The organism is Acidovorax sp. YS12, from assembly GCA_021496925.1.
In the GTDB taxonomy this organism is placed as follows: domain Bacteria; phylum Pseudomonadota; class Gammaproteobacteria; order Burkholderiales; family Burkholderiaceae_C; genus Paenacidovorax.
Genome location: CP053915.1, coordinates 89,421 through 106,678, shown reverse-complemented (window position 1 = coordinate 106,678; position 17,258 = coordinate 89,421). Strand labels below are relative to the sequence as shown.

The following is a 17,258-nucleotide window of genomic DNA, read 5'->3' as shown; positions in this document are numbered from 1 at the left end:
CGAATAGCGAATGGCATCCTAGCGGGTGAACTTCTCGCCCGCGCCGATGATGGTGAGATCGACGAACTTCGAGCCCTGGCGCACGCCCTTGCCGTAGTCCACCTCGAACCCGCCGATGTCGAAGTGCCGCAGCGACTCCAGCGCCTGGATGAAGCGCGCACGGGTCAGGTCGCGCCCCGCGCGGCGCAGGCCTTCGAGCAGCACCTTGGCGTTGATATAGGCCTCCAGGCCGATGAACGACACATGGCCCGCAGCGCCCGACTTCTCCAGCGCGGCCCGGTACTCGCGCGCCACGGGCAGGCTCTGGCTCCAGGGGAAGGGCACCACGGCGGTGACGACCACGCCCACGCCGTCCGCGCCCAGCGCGCGCAGCGCCGACTGCGTGCCCATCACCGACAGGGTGTAGAAGCGCGCGCCGCGCGTCACCTTGCGGTAGGCCTTGATGAACGCCACCGTCGGCGCACCGGCGGTGATCATGATGATGGAGTTCGGCTCGGTGGCGCTGAGCGTGGCCACGGCCTGCTGCACGTCCGACAGGTCCGGGGCGATGGGCGCGTCGGAATGCAGCGCCTGGCCGCGCTTTTGCATGGAGCGGCGCGCGCCCTCCAGGCCGTCCTTGCCGAAGGCATTGTTCGTCCACAGCACCGAGATGCGCGGCACGCCCAGCGTGGTCAGGTGCTGCACCAGCTTCTCCACCTCGTCGCCATAGCTGGCGCGGATGTTGAAGACGTGGTCGATCGCGGGCACGCGCACCACGTCGGCCCCGGTGAACGGCGAAACCAGCGGCACCGGCGGGTTCTCCCTGGCCAGGCGCGGCAGGATGGCCGCCACGTTGGCCGTGCCGGTCAGATTGCACAGGGCGAAGACATCGTTCTCCGCGATCAGCTTCTCGACGTTCTTCACCGTGGCGTCGGGCTGGTAGCCATCGTCGAGCGTCACGACGCGCAGCCGCCGGCCATGCACGCCGCCCTGCGCGTTCACCGCGTCGAAGCAGGCTTTGGTGGCGTGCACCATGTCGGGCGCCATCTGGGCCAGCGGGCCGCTCAGGTCGAGCGACTGCCCGATCACGATCTCGGTGTCGCTCACGCCCTGGGCGGCGTGCGCCAGCGTCCACGGCCCCAGCGCCGCCGCACCAACGCCCGCCAGGAATTCGCGTTTGTTCAGCATGGTTGTCTCCCCTGCCCTGGTTATACCCGCCGGAAAAAGCCCGCAGTGTCACGCCCCCCTGGCTTGCTGCCAATACCTGTCGCCAGGCTGACATCTCCCGCGGGCTTTCCCTAGCGGCTCTGCGAGAATCCGCGCATGTTCTGCATTTCCGACCCCGCCGAGCGCTTCATCTGCTCCCAGCCGTGGTTCGGCGGCCTCGGCGCGCAGTTGCAGCAACAGGTGCGCGCCAGCGTCCGCCAGGCCGAGGGCGCCAAGGGCGAGGTCATGCTGCCGACAGGCAGCCCGGCGCAGGGCTGGCACGCGGTGCTCAGCGGTTTGGTGATGCTGCGCAGCCCGCCCCGGCGCACGCGCGCCTCGGCCTTCATCGGCATCCCCGACGGCGAATGGTTCGGCGAGGGCACGGCGCTCAAGGGCGAGCCGCTGCAGTACGAGGTCGTGGCCCTGCGCCCGACCCGGCTGCTGTGCCTGCCGCTGCCGGTGTTCAACCACCTGTACGACACCAGCCTGGCCTTCACGCAGTACCTGGCGCAGCACATGAACCTGCGCCTGGGCCAGGCCATGACGATGATCGAGGCCGGCCGCACGCGCAGCGCCGAGCACCGCGTGGCCCTGCAGCTCAGCCGCCTGTTCTGGCGCCGCCAGCGCCGGCTGAACCTCACGCAGGAGGAGCTGGGCCAGCTCGCGGGGCTGTCGCGCCAGACCATCAACCGCGTGCTGCAGGCCCTGGCGGCCGAAGGCATCGTCACCCTCGACTTCGGCCGTGTGGCTATCCTCGACGACGCCGCGCTGGAGGCCTACCTGGCCCGCACCGCCGCAGCTTGACCCCAGCCGCGCACGGGCTACGCGCCTGCCACACAATGGCCCGATGCCCCCCGCATCGACCGCATCGACCGCCCTGCCCGCCGTGGACACCGGCCTGGCCTGGAACCACCGCTTCGCCGGCCTCGGCCCGGCGTTCCACACGCGGCTGCCGCCCACGCCGCTGCCCGCCCCCTATCCCGTGGCGCACAGCCCCGAGGTAGCGCGCCTGCTCGGCCTCGACCCCGCCTGGCTGGCCAGCGACGACGCCCTGCAGCTGTTCAGCGGCAACGCCCTGCCCGCGGGCGGCGACACGCTGGCCAGCGTGTACAGCGGCCACCAGTTCGGCGTGTGGGCCGGGCAGCTCGGCGACGGACGCGCGCTGCTGCTCGGCGAGACGGCGCAGGGCTGGGAGCTCCAGCTCAAGGGCGCGGGCCGCACGCCGTACTCGCGCATGGGCGACGGGCGCGCCGTGCTGCGTTCGTCCATCCGCGAGTTCCTGTGCAGCGAGGCCATGCATGCCCTGGGCATCCCGACCACGCGCGCCCTGTGCCTCACGGGCTCGCCCGCGCCCGTGCTGCGCGAAAGCGTGGAAACCGCCGCCGTGCTCACGCGCGTGGCGCCCAGCTTCATCCGCTTCGGGCATTTCGAGCATTTCGCCGCGCGCGGACAGACCGCGGAGCTGCGCCAGCTGGCCGACTACGTCATCGACCGCTACTACCCCGCCTGCCGCGCCACGCCGGACTTCGAGGGCAACGCCTACGCGGCGCTGCTGCAAGCGGTGGCGGAGCGCACGGCGGAACTGATCGCCCAGTGGCAGGCCGTGGGCTTCTGCCATGGCGTGATGAACACCGACAACATGAGCATCCTGGGGCTGACGATCGACTACGGGCCGTTCCAGTTCCTCGACGCCTTCGACCCCGGCCACGTCTGCAACCACAGCGACACCCAGGGCCGCTACGCCTTCGACCGCCAGCCCGGCGTGGCCTACTGGAACCTGCTGTGCCTGGGCCAGGCCCTGCACCCGCTGGCGGGCGACGTGGACACCGTGCGCGCCGCGCTGCAGGCCTACCCGCGCACCTTCCAGGACGCCCTGGCGCGGCGCCTGCGGGCCAAGCTCGGGCTGGACCGCCCGCACGAAGGCGACGAAGCCCTGGTGCAGTCCCTGCTGGCCTTGCTGGCGCAGGACGCGGTGGACCACACCATCTTTTGGCGCCGTCTGGCGCACGCCGTGGCCGGCGGGGACTTCGGCCCCGTGGCCGCGCTGTTCAAGGACGGCGCCGCATGGGCGCGCTGGTTGCTATTGTATTCAGAGCGCCTAGCGCTCATGGATAAAGCGCTTGCGGCCGATTTGATGCTGAAAACCAATCCCAGGTACGTGCTGCGCAACCACTTGGCCGAGCAGGCCATCCGCGCCGCCGCGCAGGGCGACATGGCGCCGCTGCATACCCTGCAAGGGCTGCTCGCGCGGCCCTTCGACGAGCACCCGGGCCACGACGCCTGGGCCGACTTTCCGCCCGGCTGGGCGGCCCACCTTGCCATCAGCTGCTCCTCATGACCTACCCGATCCAGAAAACCGACGAAGAATGGCAGGCCCTGCTGCGGGACAAGGCGGCCGAACCCGCGGCCTTCCAGGTCACGCGGCACGCGGCCACCGAGCGCCCGTTCACGGGCCGCTACGAACAGCACTGGGCCGAAGGCCGCTACCATTGCGTCTGCTGCGGCGCCCTGCTGTTTCAGTCCGGCACCAAGTTCGACGCGGGCTGCGGCTGGCCCAGCTTCTGGCAGGCCGTGCCCGGCGCGATTGCCGAGCATGTGGACCGCAGCCACGGCATGGTGCGCACCGAAACCGTGTGTGCACAATGCGGCGCCCACCTGGGCCACGTGTTTGAAGACGGCCCGGCACCCACGGGCCTGCGCTATTGCATGAATTCCGCGTCGCTGGCCTTCGAGCCCCCCACGTCCTAGCATGAAACTCCTGATCGATTTCTTCCCCATCATCCTGTTCTTCGCGGCCTTCAAGGTCTGGGGCATCTACACGGCCACCGCCGTGGCCATCGCCGCCACGGTGGCGCAGATCGCCTACCTGCGCCTGCGCCACGGCAAGGTGGAGCCCATGCAGTGGGTGAGCCTCGGGGTCATCGTGGTGTTCGGCGGCGCCACGCTGCTGGCGCACAGCGAAACCTTCATCAAGTGGAAGCCCACGGTGCTGTACTGGCTCATGGGCAGCGCCCTGGCCGTCGGCCAGTTGCTGTTTCGCAAGAACCTCATCCGCTCGCTGATGCAGGCGCAGATCGAGCTGCCCGACGCCGTCTGGCGCACCCTGAACTGGAGCTGGGCCGGCTTCTTCGCCGCCATGGGCCTGCTCAACCTGTGGGTGGCCTACCACTTCGACACCGACACCTGGGTCAACTTCAAGCTGTTCGGTGGCATGGGGCTGATGGTGGTGTTCGTGGTCGCCCAGGCCCTGTACCTGAGCCGCCATATCAAGGAAACCGACGACACCACGGGGGCCCAGCCATGAACAATCCTTTCTCCACCAGCGCCGCCCTGCTGGAAGCGCGCCTGCGCGAACGCCTGGCGCCGACGCGGCTTGAAGTCATCGACGAAAGCGGCCTGCACGAAGGCCACGCCGGAGCCAACGGCACGGGTTTCGGCACCCATTTCCGCGTGCGCATCGCAGCGCCGCAATTCGCTGGAAAGTCGCGCGTGGCGCAGCATCGGCTTGTGTATGATGCGCTGCAAGAATTCATCGACCAGGGCCTGCATGCGCTGGCGATTGAACTTCTCTGAGCGGGCCCCCTCTATCCTGCCTTCAGGCGGCATGCCCGCAAACATTCCTTGTTTTTTGGATTTTTCATGAAGCAAAAGCTCTTGTCCGGCCTCGTGGCCGCCGCTGTGTTGGGCGCAGTCGCGCTGCCCGTCGCCGCACAAAACCTGGCCATCGTCAACGGCAAGCCCGTACCCAAGGAGCGCGCGGAGCTGCTCAAGCAACAGGTGGAACGCTCGGGCCGCCCGATCACGCCGGAAGTCGAAAGCCAGATCAAGGAAGAAGTGATCGCGCGTGAAATCTTCCTGCAGGAAGCCAAGAAGCGCGGCCTCGAAGCCTCGAAGGACTTCAAGAGCCAGATGGAGCTGGCGCGCCAGACCATCCTGATCCGCGAGCTGTTCGCCGACTACCAGAAGAAGAACCCGGTCAGCGACGCCGAGATCCAGGCCGAGTACGACAAGTTCGCTGCCGCCAACAGCGGCAAGGAATACAAGGCCAGCCACATCCTGGTGGAGAAGGAAGACGAGGCCAAGGCCATCATCGCCTCCATCAAGCAGGGCGCCAAGTTCGAGGACATCGCCAAGAAGCAGTCCAAGGACCCCGGCTCCGGCGCGCGCGGCGGCGACCTCGACTGGGCCAACCCGAACAGCTACGTGAGCGAGTTCACCGAGGCCCTGCTCAAGCTCAAGAAGGGCGAGATGACGGCCGAGCCCGTGAAGAGCCAGTTCGGCTGGCACATCATCCGCCTGGACGACGAGCGCCAGGCCCAGCTGCCCAAGCTGGACGAAGTGAAGCCGCAGATCGCCCAGCAGCTGCAACAGCAAAAGCTCGGCCAGTTCCAGGAAGACCTGCGCACCAAGGCCAAGGTGGAATAACGCCACCCGGCGCCTCCCCCTTCTGCACAACGCGGCCCCCGGGCCGCGTTGTGCTTTTCATGGTGCAGGCGGCTTCACCCCCGCAGCCAAAGCCACAGCATCAGGCCCCCCATCATCACCGGCTGGTGCAGCAGGTAGTAGCTGAGGCTCCAGCGCCCCATCAGCGCCAGTCCGCGCGCCGGCCCGGGCAACGCGGCTGCAAGCCAGGCGCGCTGGCGGCGCAGCAGCCACTGCCCCATGGCCAGCCCCCAGCACATCACGCCCAGCCAGGGAAAGACGGGCACATAGTCTTCGGTGAACGGCTTGTGCGTGACCAGGCCCAGCCAGTTGAGCCAGCGCGCATCGAACCACGGCGCCGCGGCCGCCCAGGGGCCGGCGAGCAGCGCCGCCATCGCCCAGGGCAGCGCCAGCGCCATCCCTCCGGCCAGCCATAGCCAGCGCCCCCAGCCGGCCATGCAGCGCGCCAGCACCAGCATCACCGCCATGCCGTGCAGCACGCCGAAATAGATGTAGCTGCGCGGGAACACGAGGTAGGATCCGGCGCTGACCAGCAGCGCCGCCGCGGCCACCTGCAGCCAGCGCCGGCGAAAGCGGCCCCAGGCCTGCCGCTGGTCCCACGCGATCGCCTGCCCCATGCCGGCGCACAGCAGAAAGAGGCTGACGATGGCGGTGCGCTGCCAGGTCCAGAACGGATCGCCCAGGAAGTCCTGCGGCCACAGGCCGAAGTGGCTCAGGTCGAAGCAGAAATGGAACACCGTCATCCACACCATGGCCAGGCCGCGCAGGGCATCGACGCGATCGAAACGCAGGGACGGGCGGCTGGGGGCAGGCGGGTGCATGGATCGGAAAAATGGGAAAAGCCGTGCAAGTCTATCGCCCGCCAGGACAGCTTCCAGCGCAAATGCCCATGCACGGAATATGCATAAAAATGGCCTCTAGCGCTTACCAGGAAAGCGCTAGCAGCTATCGAATCAAGAGCATCCTCACACGCTTACGGCGTGGCCTCCGCCGGCCAGCCGCCGCCCAGCACCCGGAACAACCCCGCCAGGGCCATCTGGCGCTGGCTGGACACCTCGATCCACGCGCTTTCGCTGGCGAAGGCGCTGCGCTGCGCGTCCAGGTAGCGCAAGTGGTCGTCCACGCCGGCACGGTAGCGCGCCTGGGCGAGCTGCAGGGCCTGGCGGCTGCGCTCCACCAGCGCCAGGCGCGCGGCTTCCTCGCGGCGCAGCGTGTCGGTGGCGGCCAGGGCGTCGGCCACTTCGCGGAACGCGGCCTGGATGGCCTGCTCGTAGGCTGCCACCGCCGCATCCCGGCGCGCGGCCGCCAGGTCGAGGCCGGCACGGTTGCGCCCGCCATCGAAGATTGGCAGCGAGAGCTGGGGCGCGAACGACCACGCCTGCTGCCCGGCCCCGAAAAGGCCGGACAGCTCGGCGCTCGACGACCCGAGGAAGCCCGTCAGCGTGATGCGCGGAAAGAACGCCGCCCGCGCCGCCCCGATGTCCGCATTGCGCGCGCGCAGCCGGTGCTCGGCGGCCAGGATGTCGGGCCGCAGGGCCAGCAGCTCGGAGGGCGTGCCGGGTGCGATGTCCTGCACCAGCACGGGCGCGGAGTCCGGTGGCGCGGGCAGATCCTGTAGATCCGGCCCCCACGCGGCGGCCCCGGCCAACAGCACCAGGGCGTTGCCCGCCAGGCGGACCTCGCGCTCGCTGCGCTCGCGCTCGGCGCGCGCCTGGTCGGCCAGGCCCAGGGCCTCCTGGTGGTCCAGCGCCGAAGCCGCGCCGGCCTTGCGGCGCTCGGCCACCAGGCGCAGCGATGCCTCGCGGCTCTCCAGCGTGCGCGTGGCCAGTTGGCGCTGGCGCAGCGCCGCATCGCGCGCCAGGTAGGCCTGTACCACCTCCGCCACCAGGCTGATGCGGGCGCTGCGCGCCGCCTCCTCGGTGGCCAGGTACTCGGACAGCGCCGCCTGCGACAGGCTGCGCACCCGGCCGAACAGGTCCAGCTCGAAGGCCGCCAGCCCGACGCCGGCCTGGTAGCTGCTCTGCACGGCGGCCTGCCCGGTGCCGCCGAGGTCGCCCGGCAGGCGCTGGCGCATGGCGCTGCCCTGCACGTCGATGCCCGGCAAGCGCCCGGCCCGCTCGACGCGGTAGAGCGCACGCGCCGCCTCGACGTTGCGCAGGGTCTGGCGCAGGTCGCGGTTGTGCTCCAGCGCCAGCGCGGTCAACTGGCGCAGCCGCCCGTCGGTGATGAAGGTCTGCCAGTCCAGCGTGGCGGCGGCGCTCGGCGCCACGGCCTCGGCAGCGGCCTGGCCGGGCCACTGCGCCGGGATGGGCGCTTCGGGCAACTGCTGGACAGGCGCCAGGGCGCAGCCGGCCAGCGCCAGGCTGGCGGCCAGGGCGCTCCAGGCCCGGGGCGAAAAGCGTGGAAACATGGTGCTTACTCCACAGCGGGCGCCTTGCGCCGCGCCAGCGACAGCACCCAGACAAAAAACACCGGCACGAAAACCACGCCCAGCAGCGTGGCCGAGAGCATGCCGCCGATCACGCCGATGCCGATGGCCGCCTGGCTGGACGCGCCCGCGCCGGAGGCCAGCGCCAGCGGCACCACGCCCAGGATGAAGGCCAGCGAGGTCATGACGATCGGCCGGAAACGCAGCCGCGCGGCCTGGCAGGCCGCATCGGCCAGCGTGTGGCCCTGCGCGTGCAGTTCCTTGGCGAACTCGACGATCAGGATGGCGTTCTTGGCCGCCAGGCCGATGATGGTGATCAGCCCGACCTTGAAGTACACGTCGTTCGCCAGCCCCACGGCCGAGGTGGCCAGCACCGCGCCCAGCGCGCCGATGGGCACGATCAGCATGACCGCGGCGGGAATGCTCCAGCTCTCGTACAGCGCCACCAGCAGCAGGAACACCACCAGGATGGCCAGCGCGAACAGCCTGGGCGCCTGCGCGCCGGCGGCCCGCTCCTGGTAGGACAGCGCCGTCCATTCGTAGCCGATGCCCCGGGGCAGCCCGGCCATGATGCGTTCCAGCTCGGCCATGGCCTGGCCGGTGGTGTAGCCCGGCTTGGCATCGCCCGCGATGCGGAAGGCCGGATAGCCGTTGTAGCGCGAGATCTGCACCGGGCCGCTCTCCCATGCCAGCGTGGCGAAGGACGCCAGCGGCACCTGCCCCCCCTGGGCGTTGGGCACGTGCAGGCGCAGGAGGTCTTCGGGACGCGCACGCGCGCCCACATCGGCCTGCACCACCACGCGCTGCAGGCGCCCGGCGTTGGGAAACTCGTTGATGACCGCCGAGCCGTAGGCCGTGGACAGGGCCGCGTTGATGGCCTCGAACCCCACGCCCAGCGCCTGGGCCTTGTGGCGGTCGATGTCCAGGCGCAGCTGCGGCGCGTCCTCCAGGTTTTCCATCATGGCGTAGGCGATCACCGGCGAGGCGCTGGCCTTTTGCAGCACCTCGTCGCGCGCGGCGATCAGCGCCGCGCGGCCCAGGTTGGCCCGGTCCTGCAGGCGCAGCGCGAAGCCGCCCGAGTTGCCCAGGCCATCGATGGGCGGCGGATCGACCGCCATCGCCGTGCCGTCGCGCAGGCTGGCGAAACGCGCGTTGAACGCCTGCACCTCGAACCACGAAGCCTGTTCGGGCGGGCGCAGCGACCAGTCCTTGAGCGTGACGAAGGCCAGCGCCGCGTTCTGCCCCATGCCGGAGAAGCTGTAGCCCAGCAGGAACTCGGCCTTGTCGGTGGCGGGGCGGCTTTTCACGTAGTCCTCCATCTCGCGCACCATGGCCGTGGTGCGCGCCTCGGTGGCGCCCGGCGGCAACTGCACGCCGACGATGTAGTAGCCCATGTCCTCGTAGGGCACGAAGGATTCGGGCATGCGCACGTACAGCGTGCCCAGCAGCCCGACGATGGCGGCATAGAGCAGCATGCAGCGCCCGGTGCGCCGCACCAGCCGCTGGTTGAGGCCGGCGAAGCGCCCGGTCAGCCCCGCGAAGCGGCGGTTGAACCAGCCGAAGAAGCCGCGCCGTGGCGCCGCGTGGCCTGCCGGGACGGGCTTGAGCAGCGTGGCGCACAGCGCGGGCGTGAAGGTCAGCGCCAGAAAGCCCGAGAACAGGATGGACACCGCCAGCGACAGCGAGAACTGCCGGTAGATCACCCCCACCGAGCCGCTCATGAAGGCCAGCGGCAGGAACACCGCCGCCAGCACCAGCGTGATGCCGACGATGGCCCCCGACACTTGCTGCATGGCCTTGACCGTGGCGTCGAACGGGCCCAGGCCCTCCTCGGCCATGAGGCGCTCGACGTTCTCCACCACCACGATGGCGTCGTCCACCAGGATGCCGATGGCCAGCACCATGCCGAACATGGTCATCATGTTCACCGAGAAGCCCAGCGCATACATCACCGCCAGCGTGCCCGCCAGGCACACGGGCACGACGATGGTGGGAATCAGCGTATAGCGCAGGTTCTGCAGGAAAAGCCACATCACCAGGAACACCAGCACCACGGCCTCGGCCAGGGTCTGCAGCACCTTGCCGATGGCCACGCCGACGAACCGCGAGGTGTCGTACGGCACGATGTACTGGATGTCGTCCGGGAAATTCTGCGACAGCTCGGCCAGGCGCGCCTTGACGGCCTCGGCGGTTTTCAGCGCGTTCGCGCCGGGGGCCAGTTGCACGGCGGCGGCCACGCCCTTGCGCCCATCCTCGCGCGAGGAAAAGCTGTAGTCGAGCTGGCCCAGCTCCAGCCGCGCCACGTCGGCCAGGCGCACCACGGCGCCATTGGCCTGGGCACGCAGCACGATCTGTCCGAACTCCTGCGGCGACGCCAGGGTGCCGCGCACCGCGATGGTGGCCGTCAGCTCCTGCTGCGGCGTGCCCGGCTGGCCGCCGAAACTGCCGGCCGGCACCTGCGCGTTCTGCGCGGCGATGGCCGCGTTCACGTCGGCCACCGACAGGCCGTAGCCCAGGAGCTTCTGCGGATCGACCCAGACCCGCATGGCCGCGTCAGCGCCGAAGAACTGCACCTTGCCCACGCCGGGCACGCGGCGGATCTCGTTGTTGATGTTGCGCACGGCGAAGTCCGACAGGCGCACCTCGTTCTTGCCGCTGTCGTCGCCCCGGTAGGTCAGCGAATAGATCAGCAGGAAGTTGGCGCTGGCCTGCTCCACCTGCAGGCCCTGCTGCAGCACGGACGCCGGCAGGCGCGGCTCGGCCTTCTTGATGCGGTTCTGCACCTCCACCTGCGCCAGTGCCGGATCGGTGCCTGGGGCGAAGGTGGCGGTGATCTCGGCCATGCCGGTGGAGCTGCTCGACGAGTCGAAGTAGAGCAAGCCCTTGGTGCCGCTCAGCTCCTCCTCGATCACACTGGTCACGGACTCCATCACCGTGGTGGCGGAAGCGCCCGGGTACGTCGCCGCAATCGCGATCTGGGGCGGTGCCACGTCGGGAAACTGGGCCACGGGCAGCGCCGGAATGGCCAGCAGCCCGGCCAGCAGGATGAAAATGGCCGTCACCCAGGCCAGGTTGGGGCGGCGGATGAAGAACTGGGACATGGCCTATTCCTTGGCCACGCCAAGGCCCGCCGCGGCATCGGCCACCACCTCGGGCTTGACCCTGGCGCCCGGCTGCGCGGCCGCCAGGCGCCCCGCCACCACCAGCTCGCCCGGCTGCAGCCCTTGCTTGATGTGCCATTGCGCGCCCTGCATGGCGCCGGTCTGCACGGGCCGCGCCTGCACCACACCCTGCGCATCCACCACCATGACCAGTGCCTTGCCCTCGGCATCGCGCCGCACCGCCCGCTGCGGCACGAGGATGGCAGACGGGTTCACGCCCTGGCGCATGCCCACCCGCACGTACATGCCGGGCAGCAGCGCAGCGTCGCGGTTGTCGAACTGGCCGCGCAACGCCAGTTGGCCGGTCTGGCGGTCCACCGTCGCATCGGAGAACAGCAGGCGCCCCTCGCGCTGCAGCCCGGCGCCGTCAAGCGTCAGCGTGACCTGGGCGCCCTGGCCCGCGTGCGGCATCAGTTGCCCCTGGGCCATGGCGGCACGCCACTGCTGGGCCTCGGCCAGCGGCTGCTGGAAGTCGACGTAGATGGGGTGCAGTTGCTGGATGACGGCCATCGGCGTGGCCTCGCCCTGGCCCACCAGGGCGCCTTCGCTCACCAGGGCGCGGCCGATGCGCCCGGAGATCGGCGCCCTGACCGTGGCGTACGCCAGGTTCAGCCGGGCTGCGTCCACCTCGGCCTGCGCCGACTGGCGCACTGCCTGGGCGCTGCGCAGGCCGGCCTGGGCCGTCTCGAAGTCCTGCCGGCTCACGGCCTCGACCTCCGCCAGCGGCGCATAGCGGCGCACCAGCGCCTGCGCCTCGCCCAAGGCCGCCTCGGCCCGCGCCAGCTCGCCCTGGGCGCGCGCCAGCGCCGTGCGCAGCGGCGCCGGGTCGATGGAAAACAGCACATCCCCCGCCTTGACGTCCGCGCCTTCCTGGAAATGGCGGCCGAGCACGATGCCCGCCACCCGCGCCCGCACCTCGGCCAGGCGCATCGGCTCCACCCGGCCCGGCAACTCGCTGCGCACCGGCAGCGGCTGCGGCTGCACCGCCACCACGTCCACGGCCGCAGGTTCCGCATCCTGCCCGTTGCCAGAAGGCTGGCCCTGCCCGCAGCCAGCCACCAGCACCGCCAAGGCCACAGCGGCCACCAGCCGCCAAGGCCCCTCCCGATGCACCGTCGTCGTTGCCACCATTTCAGCTCCAAACTCAAAACAGAGCCGCATGATAACAAAAAACATCAAATGAACCTTTTTTGATTCACAAGGAGAAGAAAACTGCGCATGCCCATCAACAATTTTTGTTTTGTTAAATTTGAATCTTCTTTGCTTCACCCACAGGACGCCCGGCATGGCCACCACAGGCTCACAGCAAGACAGCGCCATTCTTTGTGCCCTCGCACTGGCCATGGTCAACCACCCCAGGGCTTCACTGCAGGAACTGGCCAGGGCCGTCGGCGTCAGCAAGGCCACGCTGTACCGCTTTTGCCGCACGCGCGAGCAACTCGTCGAACGGCTGCTGGAGTACAGCATCGACACCATGCGCGGCGCACTGGAGCAGGCGCAGCTGGACAGCGGCGCCCCGCACGAGGCCCTGCAACGCCTGGCAGTCCTCTTCCTCGAACACCGCGAACTGGCGGCCTTCCTGACTTACTACTGGAAGGATGCGGGCGCCGAACTCGCCGAAAGCACGCACATGGAAGACCAACTGGACGCCTTTTTCCTGCACGGCCAGCAGCAAGGGATATTCCGTATCGACTTCAGCGCAGCGGCACTGACGGAAATCTGGCTCTCTATCTTCGTGGGCCTGGCCGACGCCGAGCGGCGCGGCCGGGTCGCCAGGGCCGGGCTGGCGGCGCAGGTGAACCGCGCGTTCCTGCACGGGGCGCAGGCAGACACCTGATCCAGTGCACGGCATGAAGACAATTTGCAGCACCCCCATCAATACTGGACACGGGGTGCCGATAATGGAGAGGACATGACGCCCCACTCCATCACCCTGCGACGCCTTGCGCTCGCTGCCGCCATGCCCGTGCTGCTCTCGGCCTGCGACATTCCAGGCCTGGGGCCCGATCCGCGCGCGGTGCAGCGCGAGGCCGAGGCCAAGGCGATAGGCGGTGCCTGCCGGCACGCGCTGCGCGGGCTGGAAGACTGCTTCACGCTCAACCCGAAGGCACCCAAGGCCGCCGTGTTCGCCGGCTGGAAGGACATGGATGCCTACATGCGCGAGAACAAGCTGGAAGGCGCGCCCTCGGTACTGGGCAAGGCCGAGCCGAAGGCCGAAACCCGGCGCAGCCGCGCCAGCAGCGCCGACGACGACAACTCCTGAGCAGGCTGCCCGCCCGCCGCCGCACGCGGGCCTGGGCAGCGTGCGCCGTCAGGCGCGCTCGAAGACGGCCATGCTTTCGACGTGTGCCGTGTGCGGGAACATGTTGACCACTCCCGCCGCCACGCAGCGGTAGCCCGCCTGGTGCACCAGCAGCCCCGCATCGCGCGCCAGGGTGGCGGGATTGCAGCTCACGTACACGATGCGCTGGGGCGGCGCCCAGTGCGCGGCGCCCGCAGGCAAGGGCGGCGCGCCCTCCGCGCCCAGGCGCGCCTGGTGGATGTCGGCCAGTGCCTTCGACAAGGCAAACGCCCCTTCGCGCGGCGGATCGACCAGCCATTTGTCGGCCGTGCCATCGGCCACCAGCATCTCCGGTGTCATCTCGAACAGGTTGCGCGCTACGAAACTGGTAGCTGCCAGCGCTTGCTGCGTGGGCCTTTGGGCCTGATTTTTCTCATAATTCTCGCGCGAGCGCGCCACCAGGGCCTCGCTGCCCTCGATGCCCAGCACCTCGCGCGCCTGCGTGGCGATCGGCAGGGTGAAGTTGCCCAGGCCGCAGAACCAGTCGATCACGCGCTCGGTCTTACGGGCCTCCAGCAGGCGCAGCGCGCGCGTTACCAGGACGCGGTTGATGTGCGGATTCACCTGCGTGAAGTCGGTCGGCTTGAACGGCATGGTGATGCCGAAATCCGGCAGGCCGTAGGCCAGTTGCGCCGCGCCCTCGGCATCCAGCAAGTGCACCGTATCGGGCCCTTTGGGCTGCAGCCACCATTGCACGCCATGTTCGGCGGCGAAGGCGCGCAGCCTGGCCAGGTCGCCCTCGCCCAGGGGCTCGAGGTGGCGCAACACCAGGGCCGTCACCGTGTCGCCGCAGGCCAGTTCGATCTGCGGGCAGGTGTCGCGCGCCTGCAGCGCGCCGATCAGCGCGCGCAGCGGCATCAGCATGGCATCGACGTGCGGCGGCAGGATCTTGCAGGTCTGCATGTCGGCGATGTAGCGGCTCTTGCGCTCGTGGAAGCCCACCAGCACCACGCCCTTCTTGGGCACGAACCGCACCGACAGGCGCGCGCGGTAGCGGTAGCCCCACGCGGGGCCCTCGATCGGGCGCAGGATGGTCTCGGCCTTGACCTTGCCCAGGTGCCAGAGGTTGTCCTCCAGCACGCGCTGCTTGACGGCCACCTGGGCGCCGACGTGCAGATGCTGCATCTTGCAGCCTCCGCAGGCGCCCGCGTGCAGCCCGAAGTGCGGACAGCCCGGCCGCACACGCTGGGCGGATTCGCGGTGGATCGCCGTCAGGCTGGCGGCCTCCCAGTTGTTCTTCTTGCGGTGGGTGTTGGCACTGACCCATTCGGTGGGCAGGGCGCCGTCGATGAACACCACCTTGCCATCGGGCTTGCGCGCCACGCCCTGGGCGTCCATGTCCATGGACACCACTTCGAGCCAGCCTGGCGGCAGTTCGGTTGCGGGGCCCGCCGCTTCGGCCAGCAGGGCCGCGCGGTCGTCTTTGTTCGTTTCGCTCATGGGGGAAATACCTCGGCGCCGGCCTATTCCCACTCAGCCATAAATGAGTGGAAAAAGTCGTTATGAGACAACAAGTTGCAGATATATCTGCACTCGATGCCATAGAAAGTACCACGTTCAGAAAAATTCATGCTGCGCCCAACTCTTGGGACAACTGGGGATGCTTAATGGTGAGCCGCAGCAGGCACAGCCCCCAGGATGTGCGAACCGGCCTTGCTCCCAATCGCGCAACGCACGATGATCTGCTCCGGCGTTGTGACACACCCAAGCCGTGCCTTCGCCTCTGCGAGCGCTTGCTGCAGATCAGGAAGGCCTCGCCAGCATCGGCCTCAATAGCCGTTGCCACCCTCTCAACATCGATGCGACGCGGCGAGGCGTTAGACAAGGCCCATTCCGCTAGACAAAAGGGCTTGCACCACAACGATGCAAGCCCTTGATTTCATTGGTCGGAGCGGCGGGATTCGAACTCGCGACCCTCTGCTCCCAAAGCAGATGCGCTACCAGGCTGCGCTACGCTCCGACAGCTGGCATTCTAACCTGCAACAGACGTTTTCCCTGGCTCGCACCGCAAATTTGCGCCATGCGACCTGCGAAATACTCAGCGGGACGAGGAAGGCGCCGGGCCGCGGCCGGCCAGATGGCGGAAGGTGATGCGGCCCTTGGTCAGATCGTAAGGCGACATTTCCAGCGACACCTTGTCGCCCGCCAGGATGCGGATGTGGTGCTTGCGCATCTTGCCGCCGGTGTAGGCGATCAGTTGGTGGCCGTTGTCCAGGGTCACGCGAAAACGCGAATCGGGCAGCACCTCGGTCACGCTGCCCTGCATTTCAATCAGTTCTTCTTTGGCCATTTCATCAATCTCTCAAGACAAATACTTTCTGTGTACAGCACTGGCACGGCCGCATGTCCGCCACGGCAGGCGCCGTCCTGAACCAGGACTCGAAAGCACGGGGCGTGCATGCGGGCGGAGGGAGTCGCTGCACCCGGGGCGCAGATCGGACGATGGCCGGGGGGAGACGGCTTCAATGGACAGGCAAGGCGCTGTGCGTAAAGCCTTCTAATTGTAGCGCGTTACGGTACAGATTGCTTACTGGGCGGCCTGCACCGCCTTGGCCAGGGCACGCACCAGATCCGTCTGGGTGATGATCCCGGACAGGCGCCGGTCCTCATCGACGATGGGGATGTGGTGGTGCCCCCCTTGCGAAAACAGCGGCACCAGATCCATCACGTGCTGGCCCGCCCCGGCCACCTGCACGGAGCGCGTCATGATGCCCTCCACCTGCGTGGGCTGCTGGCCGCGCCCCATCACCAGGGCGCGCAGGCGCTGGCCCAGCCCCTCGTGCACGTCCAGGTTCACCAGGCGCATGAAATCGGCCACCGTGACGATGCCCACCACCTGCCGCTGGCCATCGACCACCGGCAGCGCCTTGATCTGCTCGCGGCGCAGCAGCGCCCAGGCTTCCTTCAGGGCCACGCCCTGCTCCACCGCGAACGGCGGACTGGACATGATGTCGGCGCAGCGCAACTCCCCCAGGGTGCGCTGGAACGCGGCATGGCCCACCTGGTGCAAAAGCCCTTCCAGGTCGGCGCGGCTGATGTCGAGTACCTGGTTGTAGTGCGCCAGCGCGGCGTCCACGTCGGCCGTGGTGAACCCTCCGGCAGGCGCGGCGGCCTGCGGCGCGCGCTGGGGATGCGGGTAGCTGCGCCCCGTCAGCGTGTTGTAGGCCACCGCCACCACCAGCAGCACCAGTACGTTGAACAGCACCGGAAAGACGGCCAGGTGCACCCCGCCGCCATGGTTGAGCACCACGAACAGGGCCAGGGCCGCGCCCGGCGGGTGCAGGCAGCGCAGTTGCACCATGAGCGCCAGGGCCAGCCCCACCGCCAGCGCCCCGCTCCAGGCGGCATCCGGCACCAGCAACGCGCACAGCGCCCCCACCAGGGCGGACAGGGTGCTGCCCGCGAGCACAGGCCAGGGCTGGGCCAGCGGGCTGGAGGGCAGGCCGAACACCAGCACCGCGCTGGCGCCGAAGGAGGCCACCATCCACGGCGCCTCGATCCCCCATGCGTCGGTCCACCAGCGGCCCAGCAGCGCCGCCAGCAGCACGCCCAGGGCGGCACCGCAGGCCATGCGCAGGTGCTCGCGCCGGTTGATGCCCAGCGGCATGGGCCAGAAATTGCGCAGCCAGCGGCGCAGCGCGGCGGCAGGGGACGGTTCGTGAGGGTCGGTCAACGGCATGGTGCGTCCAGCAGGGGCCGC

The 17,258-nt window shown here is 69.1% G+C and carries 16 protein-coding genes and 1 tRNA gene; 8 read left to right on the top strand and 9 right to left on the bottom strand.

The genetic code is table 11. The features are described 5' to 3' along the window. Positions 1-18: 18 nt before the first annotated feature. Positions 19-1,167 carry an ABC transporter substrate-binding protein gene (locus tag YS110_00525; protein ID UJB63355.1) on the bottom strand — a complete coding sequence of 383 codons (1,149 nt, stop codon included), beginning with the start codon at positions 1,165-1,167 and terminating at the stop codon, positions 19-21. Between the two features lie 135 nt (positions 1,168-1,302). Between YS110_00525 and YS110_00520 the strand changes: the two genes are divergently transcribed. The 6 genes from YS110_00520 to YS110_00495 all read left to right on the top strand — a co-directional run bounded on the left by YS110_00520 (position 1,303) and on the right by YS110_00495 (position 5,610). Then, entirely contained in the window at positions 1,303-1,989 is a 687-nt protein-coding gene (locus YS110_00520) for a Crp/Fnr family transcriptional regulator (GenBank protein ID UJB63354.1), read from the top strand. Between the two features lie 43 nt (positions 1,990-2,032). Then, complete coding sequence (locus YS110_00515; GenBank protein ID UJB63353.1) at positions 2,033-3,523, top strand: YdiU family protein; 1,491 nt, start codon at positions 2,033-2,035, stop codon at positions 3,521-3,523. Continuing rightward, positions 3,520-3,933 carry a peptide-methionine (R)-S-oxide reductase MsrB gene (msrB, locus tag YS110_00510; GenBank protein UJB63352.1) on the top strand — a complete coding sequence of 138 codons (414 nt, stop codon included), beginning with the start codon at positions 3,520-3,522 and terminating at the stop codon, positions 3,931-3,933. The genes YS110_00515 and msrB overlap by 4 nt, the downstream gene beginning before the upstream one ends. 1 nt (position 3,934) lies before the next feature. Beyond that, the gene (locus YS110_00505) at positions 3,935-4,489 is read left to right on the top strand and encodes a septation protein A (GenBank protein UJB63351.1); all 555 of its coding nucleotides are present in this window, start codon (positions 3,935-3,937) and stop codon (positions 4,487-4,489) included. Continuing rightward, positions 4,486-4,758, top strand: coding sequence for a BolA family transcriptional regulator (locus YS110_00500; protein ID UJB63350.1), 273 nt, complete (start codon positions 4,486-4,488; stop codon positions 4,756-4,758). The genes YS110_00505 and YS110_00500 overlap by 4 nt, the downstream gene beginning before the upstream one ends. A gap of 66 nt (positions 4,759-4,824) precedes the next feature. Then, the gene (locus YS110_00495) at positions 4,825-5,610 is read left to right on the top strand and encodes a peptidylprolyl isomerase (protein UJB63349.1); all 786 of its coding nucleotides are present in this window, start codon (positions 4,825-4,827) and stop codon (positions 5,608-5,610) included. Between the two features lie 74 nt (positions 5,611-5,684). On the opposite strand, the gene YS110_00490 is transcribed toward YS110_00495, so the two are convergent. The 4 genes from YS110_00490 to YS110_00475 all read right to left on the bottom strand — a co-directional run bounded on the left by YS110_00490 (position 5,685) and on the right by YS110_00475 (position 12,348). Further along, positions 5,685-6,449, bottom strand: coding sequence for a DUF1624 domain-containing protein (locus YS110_00490; protein UJB63348.1), 765 nt, complete (start codon positions 6,447-6,449; stop codon positions 5,685-5,687). 152 nt (positions 6,450-6,601) lie between these two features. Continuing rightward, positions 6,602-8,038, bottom strand: a complete 1,437-nt coding sequence (locus YS110_00485) for an efflux transporter outer membrane subunit (protein ID UJB63347.1) — start codon at positions 8,036-8,038, stop codon at positions 6,602-6,604. 5 nt (positions 8,039-8,043) lie between these two features. Next, complete coding sequence (locus tag YS110_00480; protein UJB63346.1) at positions 8,044-11,157, bottom strand: multidrug efflux RND transporter permease subunit; 3,114 nt, start codon at positions 11,155-11,157, stop codon at positions 8,044-8,046. A gap of 3 nt (positions 11,158-11,160) precedes the next feature. Continuing rightward, on the bottom strand, positions 11,161-12,348 hold the full coding sequence (locus tag YS110_00475) for an efflux RND transporter periplasmic adaptor subunit (protein UJB63345.1): 1,188 nt from the start codon (positions 12,346-12,348) through the stop codon (positions 11,161-11,163). 154 nt (positions 12,349-12,502) lie between these two features. Between YS110_00475 and YS110_00470 the strand changes: the two genes are divergently transcribed. Both YS110_00470 and YS110_00465 read left to right on the top strand, forming a co-directional pair. Beyond that, positions 12,503-13,054, top strand: coding sequence for a TetR/AcrR family transcriptional regulator (locus tag YS110_00470; GenBank protein ID UJB63344.1), 552 nt, complete (start codon positions 12,503-12,505; stop codon positions 13,052-13,054). 75 nt (positions 13,055-13,129) lie between these two features. Then, entirely contained in the window at positions 13,130-13,480 is a 351-nt protein-coding gene (locus YS110_00465) for a hypothetical protein (protein UJB63343.1), read from the top strand. Positions 13,481-13,528: 48 nt separating this feature from the next. Here the strand turns inward: YS110_00465 and rlmD are convergent, their stop codons facing one another. From rlmD to YS110_00445, 4 genes are all read right to left on the bottom strand, one after another. Then, positions 13,529-14,998, bottom strand: coding sequence for a 23S rRNA (uracil(1939)-C(5))-methyltransferase RlmD (rlmD, locus tag YS110_00460; GenBank protein UJB63342.1), 1,470 nt, complete (start codon positions 14,996-14,998; stop codon positions 13,529-13,531). A gap of 443 nt (positions 14,999-15,441) precedes the next feature. Further along, positions 15,442-15,518, bottom strand: a tRNA-Pro gene (locus YS110_00455). A gap of 78 nt (positions 15,519-15,596) precedes the next feature. Then, complete coding sequence (gene infA, locus YS110_00450) at positions 15,597-15,848, bottom strand: translation initiation factor IF-1 (protein UJB63341.1); 252 nt, start codon at positions 15,846-15,848, stop codon at positions 15,597-15,599. Positions 15,849-16,085: 237 nt separating this feature from the next. Continuing rightward, positions 16,086-17,237, bottom strand: coding sequence for an HPP family protein (locus tag YS110_00445; GenBank protein UJB63340.1), 1,152 nt, complete (start codon positions 17,235-17,237; stop codon positions 16,086-16,088). Between the last annotated feature and the right edge of the window lie 21 nt (positions 17,238-17,258).

Excerpts from the sequence above, each read along its gene's own strand:
- YS110_00525 (UJB63355.1), bottom strand. The coding sequence starts at position 1,167 with ATGCTGAACAAACGCGAATTCCTGGCGGGCGTTGGTGCGGCGGCGCTG.
- YS110_00520 (UJB63354.1), top strand. The coding sequence starts at position 1,303 with ATGTTCTGCATTTCCGACCCCGCCGAGCGCTTCATCTGCTCCCAGCCG.
- YS110_00475 (UJB63345.1), bottom strand. The coding sequence starts at position 12,348 with ATGGTGGCAACGACGACGGTGCATCGGGAGGGGCCTTGGCGGCTGGTG.
- YS110_00465 (UJB63343.1), top strand. The coding sequence starts at position 13,130 with ATGACGCCCCACTCCATCACCCTGCGACGCCTTGCGCTCGCTGCCGCC.
- YS110_00445 (UJB63340.1), bottom strand. The coding sequence starts at position 17,237 with ATGCCGTTGACCGACCCTCACGAACCGTCCCCTGCCGCCGCGCTGCGC.
- msrB (UJB63352.1), top strand. The coding sequence starts at position 3,520 with ATGACCTACCCGATCCAGAAAACCGACGAAGAATGGCAGGCCCTGCTG.
- YS110_00515 (UJB63353.1), top strand. The coding sequence starts at position 2,033 with ATGCCCCCCGCATCGACCGCATCGACCGCCCTGCCCGCCGTGGACACC.
- rlmD (UJB63342.1), bottom strand. The coding sequence starts at position 14,998 with ATGAGCGAAACGAACAAAGACGACCGCGCGGCCCTGCTGGCCGAAGCG.
- YS110_00495 (UJB63349.1), top strand. The coding sequence starts at position 4,825 with ATGAAGCAAAAGCTCTTGTCCGGCCTCGTGGCCGCCGCTGTGTTGGGC.
- YS110_00480 (UJB63346.1), bottom strand. The coding sequence starts at position 11,157 with ATGTCCCAGTTCTTCATCCGCCGCCCCAACCTGGCCTGGGTGACGGCC.
- YS110_00505 (UJB63351.1), top strand. The coding sequence starts at position 3,935 with ATGAAACTCCTGATCGATTTCTTCCCCATCATCCTGTTCTTCGCGGCC.
- YS110_00500 (UJB63350.1), top strand. The coding sequence starts at position 4,486 with ATGAACAATCCTTTCTCCACCAGCGCCGCCCTGCTGGAAGCGCGCCTG.
- infA (UJB63341.1), bottom strand. The coding sequence starts at position 15,848 with ATGGCCAAAGAAGAACTGATTGAAATGCAGGGCAGCGTGACCGAGGTG.
- YS110_00470 (UJB63344.1), top strand. The coding sequence starts at position 12,503 with ATGGCCACCACAGGCTCACAGCAAGACAGCGCCATTCTTTGTGCCCTC.
- YS110_00485 (UJB63347.1), bottom strand. The coding sequence starts at position 8,038 with ATGTTTCCACGCTTTTCGCCCCGGGCCTGGAGCGCCCTGGCCGCCAGC.
- YS110_00490 (UJB63348.1), bottom strand. The coding sequence starts at position 6,449 with ATGCACCCGCCTGCCCCCAGCCGCCCGTCCCTGCGTTTCGATCGCGTC.